Source organism: Glutamicibacter mishrai (assembly GCF_012221945.1).
Classification (GTDB): Bacteria; Actinomycetota; Actinomycetes; order Actinomycetales; family Micrococcaceae; genus Glutamicibacter; species Glutamicibacter mishrai.
In genome coordinates this window covers 2,829,402-2,843,932 of record NZ_CP032549.1, presented here as the reverse complement: position 1 = coordinate 2,843,932, position 14,531 = coordinate 2,829,402, and the positions used below count along the sequence as shown (strand labels likewise).

The window sequence follows — 14,531 nt, the reverse complement described above, 5'->3', positions numbered from 1 at the left end:
CACAAGACGAGACGACGGCGTCGCACTGAAACGCTTGCCGTCCAGATGACAAAGGAGTCCAATCATGGGCAACGTTTCCCGCACCGCAGTTATCACCGGCGCAGCATCCCCACAAGGCATCGGCATGGCTACTGCCAACCGCTTTGCCAAAGAAGGCTGGGCCGTAGTCATCCTCGACCTCGATGGCGCCAAGGCTTCTGAAGTAGCTCAAGAAATTGGCGCGGCGCATGAAGTTCCCGCTTTCGGGTACAGCGTTGACGTCGCCGACGAAAACTCGGTTACCGCCGCTCAGGAAGCAGTTCAAGCTGAAGTGGCAGCCGGCAAACTTCCAGCTGTCGGTGCGCTTGCCAACATCGCAGGCATCACCTCACCAGTCCCCTTCCTGGAAACCACGCGTGAGTTGTGGGACAAGATTTTCGCAGTCAACGCAACCGGAACCTATCTCGTCACCAAAGCGTTCCTTCCAGAGATGATCGCCAACGGATGGGGACGAATCGTCAACATGTCTTCAGTATCCGCGCAGCGCGGCGGAGGTGTTTTCGGCAAGGTCCCTTACTCGGCAGCCAAGGCCGCGGTCCTCGGATTCACCAAGGCCCTGGCCCGCGAGCTCGGGGACTGTGGCGTCACCGTCAACGCGGTCACGCCAGGTGCTGTCGACACGAACATTCGCGTGGGCTCAACGCCTGAGACCGAAGCCGCCATCGCTCGCGACATCCCCATTGGCCGCACCGCAACCACCGAAGAGGTCTCCTCGGTCATCACGTTCCTATCCAGCGAGACGGCCTCCTACCTGACCGGTGTCACGCTTGATATCAACGGCGGCAGCCACATGCACTAATCGCCATTCAGTGCCTGAAAATCACCGGCGTTCCCCCATCAAGCATGGGCGAGCGCCGGCGCATTTTTGCCCGCTAATTTTCACCAAGACATCCTGCTACACCTGATGGCTTTCCGATATTGGCCAGAAATTCATTCCGTTCGCTCCCGAACGTATCCAAGACCGAAAATAAAGTCACGGGAAACCTGGGACGCAATATCGCGACTGGCCTGACGAAACACGTGCTGAAGATGTTCTCATATCAATTTGGTGGTTGAACTGTTTATCAAATTGTGATCTACTGGGCAAAGTTTCGCCTACGCGCAATCAGGCGGAGCGATGATCATCCGCATCTTTCCTGAAGCTAGAGGTTTACCGTGAACCAGACCCGAAAAAAGCATGCGCGAACCGCACGCCTTCCACTTGCCGTTATTGCCGCAGGCTCACTTGCCTTGGGTGGGGTGACCAGCAGCTTCGCAATGGGCCTCCCCAATGAAACTCCTGTGCATGCCCCGCTTAGCCTCGCTAAACCGGCAGCCGACGCTCCTCCGATCTATGAAGACAAGGCGCTCAACGTTGCGCCAAAGGGAGAGGAAGCATTTACTGTCAATTACGAGTTGAGCGACCCACCAAATGGCATCGTCGTGCTGAACGATACCTACGGTGTCGCTGACAATGGCGAAAAAGTTTGGCTCAGCTCTTCTACCGTTCCAAATACGGGGAGCACATTAGAAGCCCGCTATGAGGATGGCAAAGTCGTTTACAACGGGCCGCGTGACCACGCTGACGCATACTCAAGTTGGACGAAGGACAGCAGACAGATTTCTTTTAGTGTCTCAACCGGTGAGGAAGTCGGCCCAGACCTGACGCATTGGGGTGGCACCTATTATGCGTCGTCGAGCGCCGTCACACTGGAAACCAGTGAAGTAGAGAAACGTTCCGGCACCCCACTTCTTCCTGTCGGATCAAGCCAATGGACGTTCGATTTGCCTGCAGGAGTTTCCTGGCTCGAATCAGCAAAAGTATCCATTTTCTACTACAGCGACTCGCCTGACGCTCCCGAAGGCGGGTTCGTCGACCTAGAGTTGTCAGAGATCTCCATCTCGAACGGGAAATTAACTGTCTCAGATGAGGTAATTTCGCAGTTAACTGCAGGGGACAGCTACCAGGTTTACTTCGTCGGGCCAGGCGAGAGTGAATCGGCCACAGTGTATATGGGCCTCTATGGTGAGGCACCAGAACCTACTCCAACTCCAACTCCAACTCCAACTGAGGAGCCAACTTCGGAACCGACCGAAGAACCTACTTCGGAACCCACGGAAGAACCGACCGCGGAACCAACCGAAACTACCGAACCAACTTCGGAGCCGACCTCCGAACCAACCGAGGAACCAACGTCTGAGCCAACTTCGGAACCCACGGACGAACCGACCACGGAACCCACGGAAGAACCGACCGCGGAACCAACCGAAACTACCGAACCAACTTCGGAGCCGACCTCCGAACCAACCGAGGAACCAACGTCTGAGCCAACTTCGGAACCCACGGACGAACCGACCGCGGAACCCACGAACGAACCGACCGCGGAACCAACCGAAACTACTGAACCAACCTCCGAGCCAACCGAAGAACCGACCGCGGAACCCACGAACGAACCGACCGCGGAACCAACCGAAACTACTGAACCAACCTCCGAGCCAACCGAAGAACCGACCGCGGAACCAACCGAGGAACCAACGGACGTTCCTGAGGCTGAGGAACCCGAATCTGGTGAGCAAGTAGCCCCGGGCGAAGAGTATTTGGCATTCGACAGCGAATCTTCATCCGTCGAAGACGGAACCTACGTCTTTACTACAAAGTCAGGTGTAGAAGACGGCGACGTCGCAGTCACTTACCGCACTTCCCCTGGCGCGAAACCTCAGACGATCGAGGGAACAGTTGAGAACGGCAAGCTAACGATCACCGCTGACGAGGCCTTCACCGACAGCATCTCGGACCACAACCAGTTGTTGGTATCGGTCAAAGGATCAGACGGACGTGTAATTTCCGCACTTCTGTCCGGTGCCAATGTCTTGTCGTTGCAATCGGACATCATCGACAGCCGATTGGGAGTCCGACTGGCAGAAGCCGGCCACTCTGAACTCAGCTTTGACATTCCCGAAGATTTCCCTGAGGTCTCTGAAGAGAGCTTCAGCTTCGACCTGGAATATCAGGCCGCCGAGGGGCAGACTGCCACACTCAGGGCCGTCGACTTTGCCGTTACAGGAAACCGCTTGGTGATTAATGACGCACGTGTTGAGAAATTGACCTCGGGTATCTACTACCTCAAGGGAGCTGCGAAGGAAGAGTCATCCGCGGATGAAGCAATCACCAAGCCATTGGCACAATTAGCAGATGATTCCGGAACTGTGTCTACCTGGTTCGGCCTGTTTGCCGCACCTGAAGAGCCCTCGGCGCAGCCGACAGACGATTCAACCGCGGAACCAACTGAACAGCCTTCTAACGATCCAACGGATGACCCAACCGACGATCCAACGGATGAAAGCACTCCACCAGAAACTAGTGCAACCACGTCGCCTTCAACCGATCAGGAGCAGGATTCCGACGAGGAAGACAAGCGCAACGATGACAAGCTTGCCGACACCGGCGCGAGTTCAGGGCTGATGCTCGCCGGTGGTGTTGCACTGGGACTGATCGTGCTCGGCGCCATCACGGTAGCGCTTCGCCGCCGAGGCAGGCACGGCTAAGAGTCCACAAGACCAATAGAACGCGTACACGAGCGGGGCTTCGATACAAAAAGTATCGAAGCCCCGCTCGTATTAAACGCGACAACGGAATAGTACAGCGACGGCCGCCACCCCAACATGTAGTTGAGGAAGCGGCCGCTGCTGTCATTCGTCATTGCCGCCAGGACTTGGCACCTGACTGCTCATGGCGAACTTAGAAAACCAAATTACTTGGCTACTGCCTTGCTGTTCTTCAGCTCGCGGTTGGCTGGGATATCTGCCCATCCGCCAAGACCGTTATCGCCGTAGTTGTAGTCGACGGTTGCCGAGTCACCCTTGATGTTCAGCTTGACGGTTGGGCCAAGCGTTCCACCGCGGACGAAGTTGTCCTTGGTTCCGATGGTATCGATGAAGGACTGAACCAGACCGCCAGGCATGACGTAGTGCGAGTATGCCTGGAACTGACCTGGGTGCTGGTTGTAGTCAGGTGCGAATGGGGTACCTGCTGCGAAGTTCAGGTTCGTTGGGCTGCCAAGTGCCAGACCCGATCCACGGTTCAGTGGCTGGTAGTCACTGCGGATGCCGTTACCAACAAATCCGTAGACGCCTTCTGGACCGTCAATGCCGGTGGCAAAAGTCGAACGGTGGCTAATGGTGAACAGGTAGTACTTGCCATCCTGCATGTAGATCTGCGGACGCTCAGTCTGGTCGGTAACGCAGTTAGCCGACAAGATTGGTGGCAGGAATTCCCATTCAGTCAGTGCCTTGTTCTTGGCACGAGCCAGTCCAACGTTACCGATCTGGTAGGTTGCACCGGAGTTGTTGACTTGCTCAACGGTTTCACCGTTGGTTTCGCCTTCGCGGTAACCAAGATCTTCAGCGGTGCACTTGGCATCGTCGCGATCCATGGCCGAGTTGCCTTCAAAGACCATGTAGGTCTCGCCTGGGTGCGCTGGGTCTACAAAGGTGAATGGGTCACGGAAGTTGTAGTAGGAGTTCTGCGCAGCATTCTGGTAGTTCTTACCGTCTGCCTGCAGCAATTCCTTGACCTTGTTGAAGCCGGTCAGCTTCACGCCCTTTTTGTTCGAGTGGACGTGACCAACGCTCAATGCGATGCGTGAGTCATAAGGCTTGACGTCCTGGCCGTCCTTGTCGCGGTAGAAAGCAACGTCGGTGAAGAAGAGCTTAATTTCACCGTTCTTGCTTACGCGTGCGGAGCCCGACCACTGGGTCTGGTGGGTGAAAGACTGATCTTCAAAGATCTTCCCGGTCACGCCTTCGTCGAAGACCTGTCCGCCGTAGGTCCAGCCGCCATCTTCGGGACGTTCGTCAGCAGGGATTCCTGCTGGGCGGTAGAAGTAGCCGATGCGTGCGTACTGGTGACGCTCATCGAAGCCCAACTTGCGGTCGGCAACCAACGAGAAGATGATTTCCTGACCGTTGACGCTGTACTGGTTAGCGTTTTCGTCGATCAGTGGCCAGGTATCCCAGACCCAAACCTTTTCGTTGGACATGTCAGGGAAATCCTGAGAAACGGTCGGCATGGTGTATTCCGTAGGCATGGAATTTTCACGCGAACCGGCATCTGGATCAGACATGGCCTTGAGCTGCTTTGCATCAGCACGAGTCCAACGCGAGGTGAAATTGTCGGTTGGGCTGTAAGCCTTCTGAGTGTGCTCGGTTGGCTGTGGGAAGCCAGGTGCTGCGTCGGTGGCAGCTACAGCTGGCCCCGAGATCAAGGTAGCACCAAGTGCCCCGATGCTCAGTGCGGCAGTAAGGATGCCACGCTTCGTACGTTGTTTGTTCACGATTGTTTGCCTTTGTTCGATATGGAATCGGACAATCGCTCTGACCGTGATACACGTTCTCTCCACAGTCGAATCTAAGGATTCGCATAGCTTGTGTCAATCTATCCAAAACGTTTTGGAAGCAGGATCACATTTTTTAGGATTCTTAACGAAAGCTCCATCACATTGTTTGCAAAACGTTTTGGATGTTCGCTAGCGTGGATATCGGTCACTCGTAGTGATGCACGATCTCTCCCCCAAAATCTTTGCGACGTCGCAGCCGCGCCGTCCTCTTAGTCTGGCGTTTCGAACCCAACTATTGGAAAGACCGATGACAGAACCACAGCCAAAGAAATCCAAGAAGCTTTTAGCGATCGCAGTACTCTGCATCTTGGTGCTCGGAACCGTGGTGTCATGGCAGTCCCTCAGTTCTTCGCCAGAAACTCCGTCCCCTGACGGCGACCAGCCCAATCAGGAAGACACAAAATTCCAGCGCCCTGAGGCCTGGTCTGAATATCGCCCTGCCACGCATCTGACGCCAGGGCAAAATTGGATGAACGACCCGCAGCGCCCGTTTTTCCTCGACGGGCTATGGCACTTCTACTACCTCTACAACGCTGACTACCCGGACGGCAACGGCACCGAGTGGTACCACACGACATCCACTGACCTCGTTCACTGGAAAGACGAAGGCGTAGCCATCGAGAAGTACAAAAACGGGCTCGGTGATATCTGGACCGGCAGTGCGGTAGTCGACACCGAAAACACCGCTGGCTTTGGCAAGAATGCGGTCATCTCCTTGGTCACTCAGCAGGTTGACGGCGTACAGCGCCAGTCCCTGTTCTACTCAACCGATGGCGGATACTCCTTCACCTCGTACGACGGCAATCCAGTCATGGATAACCCCGGCGTCGAGGCTTGGCGAGATCCGAAGGTCGTGTGGGACAAAGAACGCAATCAATGGCTGATGCTGCTGGCCGAGGGAAACAAGGTCGGTTTCTACACTTCCAAGGACCTGAAATCCTGGGACTACCAATCAGGCTTTGAGACCACCGATCTGGGCGTTGTTGAATGCCCTGACTTCTTCCAGATGACAGTGGACGGCGATCCGGAACGCACCACGTGGGTGCTGGGCATCAGCGCCAACGGCGCAAGCTCGGGCCGTACCACCGGCTACACCTACTGGAGCGGTTCCTTCGACGGCAAGAGTTTCACCGCCGATGAAAAGGATCCACGCTGGCTGGATGCAGGATCAGACTTCTATGCTGCAGTCACATGGGATGACCCCAAGGCGCAAGATCCTACGAAGCATCGTTATGCGCTGGGCTGGATGAACAACTGGGCCTACGCAGGCGATTTGCCACTCGGCGACTGGTCCGGTGGAACCATGTCCACGGTGCGCCAGCTTTCGTTGCGTGACGTTGATGGACATCCCCAGCTGTTCTCAGAACCCATTGATGCGCTGGACGAACTCGAAGGCGAAGCCGTAGTGGCCGAACCCGGAGCTGTGGCAAAGGATCACGAGGCTTCACTGGGCAAGGCCGAATCCGATGCCTATCGGCTCCACGTTGATCTGTCCCAGGATCAAAGTGCACCGGCCGAAGAAACCCAGGTTCAGCTCAAGGACGCTCAAGGTGCCACCGTCACTGTTGGCTATAACTTCAATGACCAAACACTGTTCTTGAACCGAGACAACGACAAAGCCGCCGGCAATATGCCTGAATCCTACCGAGAGATTCGCAGCGAGAAGCTTCCAGTGGACAACGGACAGCTCTCCTTGGACATCTTGGTGGATACCACCTCGATTGAGATTTTTGCCGAAGATGGCCAGGCGACACTGAGCTCAACGGCTTTCCTCTCCCCCGGCGGTCACGAACTATCGCTTAAGTCTTTTGGTGGTACTACCGATATGCGCGAATCATCCACGACGCCGTTGGCAGTCGCTGAAACCCAACGGCAGTGATTACTAGCGCTTCGGCGCGCTGACCGAATCGCGCTGCACCAATTGGCAACGCAGCAGCTCTGCTGTTCGAACATCCGACTTTGCCGTTGCCTGGGCAAACAACTGGGAAACAGCCCAATGCCCCATCTGATAGTGGGGCAGCGCGATAGTCGTCAGGTTCGGGACCAGTGCTTGTGTGATCAGCTGCAAATCGTCCACGCCGATGACCGATAGGTCATCGGGAATGGACAGTCCGAGATCATTGGCTGCCTGGTAAACACCCATCGCCATTTCATCGTTGAAACAGAAAATCGCGGTGGGTCGATCTTTCCGGCCAAGAATCTCCCGCCCGGCGGCCCGCCCGCCCTGGGCATCACCGCTTTTCGCCGAAATCCACTCTTCCTTGACAGGAATCCCGGCCGCTTCCAACGCTGTTCGATAGCCGCGCTCGCGACCTGCCGCGGCTGGAACATCATCGGTCACCGTGGCAAAGCCGATCTTCAGATGGCCGTAGCCGAGCAAATGCACGGTGGCATCAACGCCGATCTGCTGCTCATCGGGAACCACCGAGGAATACTCCAGTTCGGCGCTTGAAGCGTTGGCAAGCACCACAGGAATACCGTCCAGCTCTTTGGGTACCGTCACCGACTGATGAGACATCCTCGCATAGACCAACCCATCAACCCGATGATCCACCAAGGTGCGAATACCTAATAATTCACGCTGCGGGTCTCCGGTGGAGTCCAAGGCAAGCACCACGCTCTGATGCTCGGCAGCAGCGTCCTGCGCGCCACTGATAATCAGCCCGGCATAGGGCGTCACCGCAATGGTGTCGCTGAGCAAGCCCACGGTGAATGTCCGGGAACTCCTCAGGCCCCGCGCGCGCAGGTCCGGGGAATAGCCGAGCTTTTGAGCCACGTCCAACACTCGTACACGTGTTTCCGCATTAATGGCGCGCGCGCCGCTGAGCGCATGCGAAACCGTGGTGGGAGAAACCCCTGCAGCGGCGGCAACATCTCGGATGCCTACCCGGGCAGACTTTCCGAGCTTTTTGTCCATACTTTATTTTTTCACATTCTCTACTGCAGGTTAAACCGGCGGCAAACGGGTAAGACCTACGGGCATCTATAGATTTGCGAAGCCAGTTAAGATGACTTCGGCTCGGCCGCCAACCCACAGCCGGTCATCCTTCTCACTGATAAATATTTCGCCGTTGCGCCCCATGGCGCTGCCCTGCCCGGCGAGGTAAGGTGCCGTCGCCCGTCCGGTGGAAATCAGCCATTCAGCAGCCGCCGCGTTAAGACTTCCGGTTACCGGATCTTCCCGCAGGGGTTCTGCTCCTTCGGTGAAGAAACCGCGCACCTCAAAGGCTTTCGCCGCGCCATGCGGATACGCGCCAATAACCCCGATATCCCAGCGTCCGGGATGCCGGGAAGCGTCCGGTCGTAATTCCAGCACGTGCTGCGAGCTATCCATCAGCACGCCAACCCAGCCTGGCCCATTATCCAGCCACTCGGTATCGAGAACGTGGGCCGGATCCGCGCCGAGAACGTCCAAGATTTCGTCGACCAGGTGTGGGTCGACAGGACCGGAGCGCTGGCGCGGCGGGGATGAGAAGGACAGCAACTCGCCATCGATTCGGATGGGCACCAAGCCCGCTGCGCATTCTTGAATGATCGTTCCCGCGGTTGCGGGCACTCCTCCTGCTTCTAGCCAGGCACGAGCAGTGCCCAAGGTAGGGTGCCCCGCGAAGGGCAGTTCAAGATTCATGCTGAAGATCCGCACACGATAGTCAGCACCCGGATCGGTGGGCGGAAGCACGAAGGTGCACTCGGATAGATTCGTCCAAACGGAGAAACGACGCAAGCTCTCATCGTCAAGACCCTCGGCATCAAGCACGACTGCCACGGGATTTCCCAAGCACGGGTCCGCAGAGAAAACATCCACCTGGCTAAAACGATAGGTCATGGCTGAAATCCTACTGTGGCTATTTCAAGAAAAGAATTTGTTGACGGTTGCCACCCCGTGATCCCCAGCTATCCACAATGAAAGAACGACCTTCGAAAGCGCGGCCGTCACGCGCGTCGGCATCGTCGCACCCCTGCCGGATGCCTTAAATACGTTGCAACCTAAGGGCTTGACTTCAACGTTCTTCAAGGCGGCATCTCGCGGTCTAACGCTGGTCTCACGGGTGCCATTGGAAAATGGTCTGGATTTTCACCGGTCCGCAATTACATCTTTTTTCGAAGGCATTGTTCCTAATAGATGTAGCTTCGCGAAATTCCGGCTAATTTCCGGAGGTGAGATGCGCATCTTTCCATGAATCTCAAAGGTCTACTCTGTAGGATCGACTTAGTCTGCGTTAATTCCGTTTCGTGCCCTCGGCTGAAATCGCCCGCTCAAGTTCTTCTCACAGCGGGTCAAGGAATAATGTAGAAGAGCAAACTTTCCGAAGATGCTATCAGCGTCCATCGGTGAAGACGTTTCATCGCAGTATGCACCACACAGATAGTCCAGCAGAAACGAAGGCAACACTTTGAACGGCAATGCCACCTTTAAACACTACAACGTTGCGCTTTTATCAGTGAACAGCGTCCTCGCGCCCGAGGTGGTGAGTTCATCAGAATTCGATGAGCGGCTGGCTCCAAGTTTGAAGCGACTGCGACTATCCAAAAAACTCCTCGAGCGTGTTTCCGGTGTTAAGGAACGCCGCTGGTGGTCTGACGGCGTCGAATTCGACGATGCAGCCATCCTTGCCGGCAAAAAGGCTTTGGCCCAGGCTGGTGTTGACGCCAGCGAAATCGGCCTGCTCATTAACACCTCGGTGACCCGTCGCAATCTTGAGCCATCGGTTGCTTCCAAGGTCCACAACGGCTTGGGACTCCCGTCCTCCGCGATGAACTTCGACGTGGCCAACGCATGCCTCGGCTTCGTGAACGGCATGAGCCTGGCAGCGAACATGATCGACTCCGGTCAGATCAAGTATGCGCTGATCGTTGCCGGCGAAGACGCCAAGGCAACCCAGGAGACCACCTTCGAGCGCCTGAACGCCGAAACCTCGACCCGCGATGACTACATGCGCGAATTCGCTACCCTGACTCTCGGCTCCGGTGCCGCCGCCGCTGTCATCGGCCCAGCCGATGCCCATCCGGAAGCCCATCGCATCCTTGGCGGCGTCTCCCGTGCAGGCACCGAGCACCACGAACTGTGTGTTGGCGGACCCGACGGCATGTACACCGACACCAAGGGCCTGCTGGACAACGGCCTGGATCTGGTAGTCAACGCGTGGGATGAAGCGCACCGCACCGGGTGGAACTGGAAGTCCATGGACCGCTATGTCACCCACCAGGTCTCCAAGTCCTACACCAACGCCATCATCAAGGCCGTTGGGCTGATCAAGGACCGTGTGCCGATCACCTTCTCCAAGTGGGGCAATGTCGGTCCGGCCTCGTTGCCGATGACCCTCTCGCAAGAAGCCGAGTCGCTCAAGCCCGGCGACCGCGTGCTATGCATGGGCGTGGGCTCCGGATTGAACACCGCGATGATGGAGATTGTCTGGTGACTGAGATTTTCCCCGGCGTCAAGGAAATCTACTCAAAGCATCTCAGCGTTCCATCAACCTCAGCAGTTGACAATCCCGGAACAACCCATAACTGGCATGTGCTGGATAACCAGGAAGAGCTGGCACAGCGCGGCATCACCCCGGTGGGCACGCTCGTCTGCGTCCATGGCAACCCGACCTGGTCCTACCTCTGGCGCAGCCTGCTGAACCACGTCTCCGAGAATCAGCTGGCGTGGCGCGTGGTCGCTGTCGACCAGCTGGACATGGGATTCTCCGATCGCACCGGCACCTTCCGCCGCCTGGCAGACCGGGTCAACGACCTAGGCGATCTGATTGACGCCCTGGACCTGGGCGATAATATCACCACGGTCGGCCACGACTGGGGCGGGATCATTTCCCTGGGCTGGGCCGTGGCCCACCAGGAGCGGCTGGAAAATGTCGTTCTGACCAATACCGCCATCCATCCTGCTGGCTTCGAACTGCCTTCGGCCCTGAAATTGGCCTCCCACCCGGCAGTGCATGGCTGGGGCACCAAAACCACCCGTGCTTTCCTCCAGGTCACCCATTCACTGGCCCAGCCTGCGCTGGCGCCACAGGTGCGCACAGCGTTCATGGCGCCATACACCAGCGCGGAGAAACGCGATGGCGTGGCCAACTTCGTTGCCGACATCCCTTTTGCCCCCGAACACCCCAGCCGGCCAGCCCTGGACGAAATTTCCGAAGCGGTCCGCTCCCTGGAAGTCCCGGCGCTGATGCTGTGGGGCCCCAAGGATCCGGTTTTCTCCGATCGCTACCTGCGCGATCTGATCGGCCGTCTGCCACAGGCGCAGGTGCACCGTTTTGAAGGTGCCAGCCATCTGGTGGGCGAAGACCGTGATATCGCAACGCCGATTTTCAGCTGGCTCAACGACCGCTCAGATTTGCACGCGGCATCACGCGCGCAAGGCGAAGGCGGCTATCGCCCGATGCTCGCCGAATTGGATTCGCGCCAGGACGATCAAAGCACCGCCGTGGTCGATATCCATCCGCCGCGTTCCTTGTCGTGGGCCGAGCTGGGCGGACGCGTCAACGCGCTTGCCGCTGGCCTGCAGCAGATCGGTGTGAAGTCCGGCGATCGAGTGAACCTCTTGGTTCCGCCGGGCATCGAGCTGACTTCCCTGATTTATGCGTGCCTGCGCTTGGGCGCGGTCATCGTGGTCGCCGATGCCGGGCTGGGCACCAAGGGCCTGGGCCGTGCCATCAAGGGCGCCGGACCGAGTTTCCTGATTGGCATTGACCGCGCGCTGACCGGTGCGCGGTTGCTGGGCTGGCCAGGGACCAAGATCGCCGTCGGCAATCCATCCGCGGCCAAGCGCAAGGCGCTGGGCGTGGCGCATACCCTGGATGAGCTGATGGAAGCAGGCAGCAAGGCATCGGCCCAGGCTCCGGATTTTGTCGCTGCCGACCCGGATGCGGATGCGGCGGTGCTGTTCACTTCCGGCTCCACCGGACCAGCCAAGGGTGTTGTGTACACCCACCGGCAGCTGGCCGCCATGCGCGATACCCTGCGCGAGACCTACAACTTGAAGGCTGGCTCTGCCCTGGTGGCCGGGTTCGCCCCCTTCGCTTTGCTTGGCCCAGCTTTGGGCGCCACCTCGGTCACCCCGGATATGGACGTCACCGCGCCTCGCACGCTCACTGCCAGCGCTCTGGCCGATGCCGCCGTTGCAGTGAATGCCACCACGGTCTTCGCCTCCCCCGCCGCGCTGGCCAATGTCCTGGATACCAAGGCAGAGCTGAATACCGCTCAGCGCAAGACCCTCTCCGGGGTTGAGCTGATGCTTTCGGCCGGCGCGCCGATCCCGGAATCCCTCTTGGCCAAGGTGCAGGAACTGGTGCCCAATGCCAAGGTGCATACCCCTTATGGAATGACCGAGGCATTGCCCGTCACCGACATCGACCTGCCGGGAATCCAGGCAGCTGGTGAAGGCAACGGCGTATGCGTCGGCACTGCGGTAGCCGGTGCCACGGTAGCCATCGCCCCGATCGACGAGCTGGGTGTAGCCGGTGACCAGCCGGAATACGTTCCCGGTGTGACGGGAGAAATCCTGGTTCGCGCCCCGCACGTCAAGGACCGCTACGACCGGTTGTGGATCACCGAACAAGCCAGCAGCTCCATCGCTGGCTGGCATCGCACCGGCGATGTCGGACACCTTGATGATGCTGGGCGGCTCTGGGTTGAGGGCCGCTTGGGACATGTGCTGAGCACCGCCAATGGCGCGATCACCCCGGTGGCCGCAGAACACGCGGTGCAGTCGGTGCCTGGCGCCGGCCGCGCAGCACTGGTAGGTGTTGGGCCGGCAGGAACCCAGGCTGCCGTGGTCGTGATGGAAACCGTGCCCGCTGCACGCAAACCGGGCCCGGCATCGAGCGAGCTTGCCAGCAAGGTCAGGGCAGCGGTGGCTGCCACCGGAACCGATGTCGCGGCCGTTCTAGTGCTGCCGGTCCTGCCGACCGACATCCGCCACAACTCGAAGATTGACCGGGCGGCGTTGGCCCAATGGGCTGGTGCAACACTTGCCGGTGGAAGGATCCGCACCCCATGAGCACTCCCGATACCTCGTTGACGGCTCGTCGGGTTCTGGTCACCGGTGCCAGCGGCATGCTCGGCGGCGCGGTAGCCCAGCTGCTTCGCGACAAAGGCCACCACGTGCGCACCTTCCAACGGCGTGCCTCGGCCGGCTCCGGCGATGAAGTACAAGGCTCGCTGACGGATCTGCATGCAGTAGCCCAAGCCGTGGATTCCATGGATGCGGTGATCCACCTTGCCGCAAAGGTGTCCTTCACCGGGCACTGGCAGGAGTTTGTCGACACCAACATCACCGGGACCGGCAACCTGCTCAAAGCAGCGCAAGATGCCGGCATCAAGGACTTCGTTTTTGTGTCTTCCCCTTCGGTAGCGCATTTCGGCGATTCCTTGGCCGGGGCTGCCGCCGGCACCGCCAACCCGCAGCTGGCCCATGGCCATTACGCGCGGTCCAAGGCGGCAGCCGAACTCGATGCCTTGGCCGCGGATTCCGCTGCCTTCCGCGTCACCGCCATTCGTCCGCATGTTGTCTGGGGACCTGGGGATACCCAGCTGGTGGAACGCGTCGTCCAACGCGCCAAGGCCGGTCGGCTCCCGCTGCTTGATCAGGGTGCTGCGTTGATCGACACCACCTATATCGACAATGCGGCTGCCGCGATTGTCCGAGGCTTGGAGCGCATGGATCACGCGCACGGGCGCGCCCTCGTAGTGACCAACGGCGAACCGCGTCCGGTGGGCGAGCTGATTGCCGGAATCTGCCAAGCCGGCGGTGCACCGGTGCCGAAACTCAACGTGCCCGGCTGGCTTGCGCGCGGGGCCGGATCAGTCATCGAAAAGCTCTGGCTCGCTGCCGGTTCACGGGGTCTGGTCCATGACGAGCCGCCGATGACCCGCTTCCTGGCGGAGCAGCTATCCACCGCGCACTGGTTTGATCAGCGCGAAACCCACGAGGTCCTGGATTGGAAACCTGCAGTGAGTATCGATGAAGGACTGTCAAAGCTCTCCGCGCACTACTCGGCGAATCCAGCCTAGCTTCTGGCGAACTGCTCAAAACCGCGATGCCCTGTTTTCTTTCCAGGGCGTCGCGGTTTTGTCATGAAATGGCACCAACAACGCGTTGCGGGGCAATCG

General features: G+C 58.5%; 9 protein-coding genes. 6 read left to right on the top strand and 3 right to left on the bottom strand.

What is annotated here, in order from left to right; genetic code table 11:
- The first annotated feature begins 64 nt into the window (after nt 1-64).
- Both D3791_RS13390 and D3791_RS16685 read left to right on the top strand, forming a co-directional pair.
- The gene (locus D3791_RS13390; protein WP_172512499.1) at nt 65-838 is read left to right on the top strand and encodes an SDR family NAD(P)-dependent oxidoreductase; all 774 of its coding nucleotides are present in this window, start codon (nt 65-67) and stop codon (nt 836-838) included.
- 356 nt (nt 839-1,194) lie between these two features.
- Complete coding sequence (locus D3791_RS16685; protein WP_216847351.1) at nt 1,195-3,564, top strand: PT domain-containing protein; 2,370 nt, start codon at nt 1,195-1,197, stop codon at nt 3,562-3,564.
- A 206-nt stretch (nt 3,565-3,770) separates the two neighbouring features.
- Here D3791_RS16685 and D3791_RS13380 read toward each other — a convergent pair whose 3' ends face one another.
- The gene (locus D3791_RS13380; RefSeq protein ID WP_022875910.1) at nt 3,771-5,351 is read right to left on the bottom strand and encodes a glycoside hydrolase family 68 protein; all 1,581 of its coding nucleotides are present in this window, start codon (nt 5,349-5,351) and stop codon (nt 3,771-3,773) included.
- Nucleotides 5,352-5,661: 310 nt separating this feature from the next.
- On the opposite strand from D3791_RS13380, the gene D3791_RS13375 reads away from it, so the two are divergent.
- Nucleotides 5,662-7,293, top strand: coding sequence for a glycoside hydrolase family 32 protein (locus D3791_RS13375; RefSeq protein WP_172512498.1), 1,632 nt, complete (start codon nt 5,662-5,664; stop codon nt 7,291-7,293).
- 3 nt (nt 7,294-7,296) lie between these two features.
- On the opposite strand, the gene D3791_RS13370 is transcribed toward D3791_RS13375, so the two are convergent.
- On the bottom strand, nt 7,297-8,331 hold the full coding sequence (locus D3791_RS13370; protein WP_022875911.1) for a LacI family DNA-binding transcriptional regulator: 1,035 nt from the start codon (nt 8,329-8,331) through the stop codon (nt 7,297-7,299).
- A gap of 66 nt (nt 8,332-8,397) precedes the next feature.
- Nucleotides 8,398-9,240 carry a PhzF family phenazine biosynthesis protein gene (locus D3791_RS13365; protein WP_172512497.1) on the bottom strand — a complete coding sequence of 281 codons (843 nt, stop codon included), beginning with the start codon at nt 9,238-9,240 and terminating at the stop codon, nt 8,398-8,400.
- Nucleotides 9,241-9,808: 568 nt separating this feature from the next.
- Here D3791_RS13365 and D3791_RS13360 point away from each other — a divergent pair.
- Genes D3791_RS13360 through D3791_RS13350 form a run of 3 tightly spaced genes read left to right on the top strand, consistent with a single transcriptional unit; the run spans nt 9,809 to nt 14,432 of the window.
- Nucleotides 9,809-10,834: a 3-oxoacyl-ACP synthase III gene (locus D3791_RS13360; protein WP_172512496.1), complete on the top strand. Its 1,026-nt coding sequence runs from the start codon at nt 9,809-9,811 to the stop codon at nt 10,832-10,834.
- The gene (locus D3791_RS13355) at nt 10,831-13,419 is read left to right on the top strand and encodes an alpha/beta fold hydrolase (RefSeq protein WP_425483112.1); all 2,589 of its coding nucleotides are present in this window, start codon (nt 10,831-10,833) and stop codon (nt 13,417-13,419) included. Before D3791_RS13360 ends, D3791_RS13355 begins: the two co-directional genes overlap by 4 nt.
- Nucleotides 13,416-14,432: an NAD-dependent epimerase/dehydratase family protein gene (locus D3791_RS13350; RefSeq protein ID WP_172512494.1), complete on the top strand. Its 1,017-nt coding sequence runs from the start codon at nt 13,416-13,418 to the stop codon at nt 14,430-14,432. The genes D3791_RS13355 and D3791_RS13350 overlap by 4 nt, the downstream gene beginning before the upstream one ends.
- The last annotated feature ends 99 nt before the right edge of the window (nt 14,433-14,531 follow it).

What these genes read in the sequence shown, in the direction of transcription:
- D3791_RS13390 (WP_172512499.1), top strand. Translation starts at nt 65, where the DNA reads ATGGGCAACGTTTCCCGCACCGCAGTTATCACCGGCGCAGCATCCCCA.
- D3791_RS13375 (WP_172512498.1), top strand. Translation starts at nt 5,662, where the DNA reads ATGACAGAACCACAGCCAAAGAAATCCAAGAAGCTTTTAGCGATCGCA.
- D3791_RS13370 (WP_022875911.1), bottom strand. Translation starts at nt 8,331, where the DNA reads ATGGACAAAAAGCTCGGAAAGTCTGCCCGGGTAGGCATCCGAGATGTT.
- D3791_RS13365 (WP_172512497.1), bottom strand. Translation starts at nt 9,240, where the DNA reads ATGACCTATCGTTTTAGCCAGGTGGATGTTTTCTCTGCGGACCCGTGC.
- D3791_RS13350 (WP_172512494.1), top strand. Translation starts at nt 13,416, where the DNA reads ATGAGCACTCCCGATACCTCGTTGACGGCTCGTCGGGTTCTGGTCACC.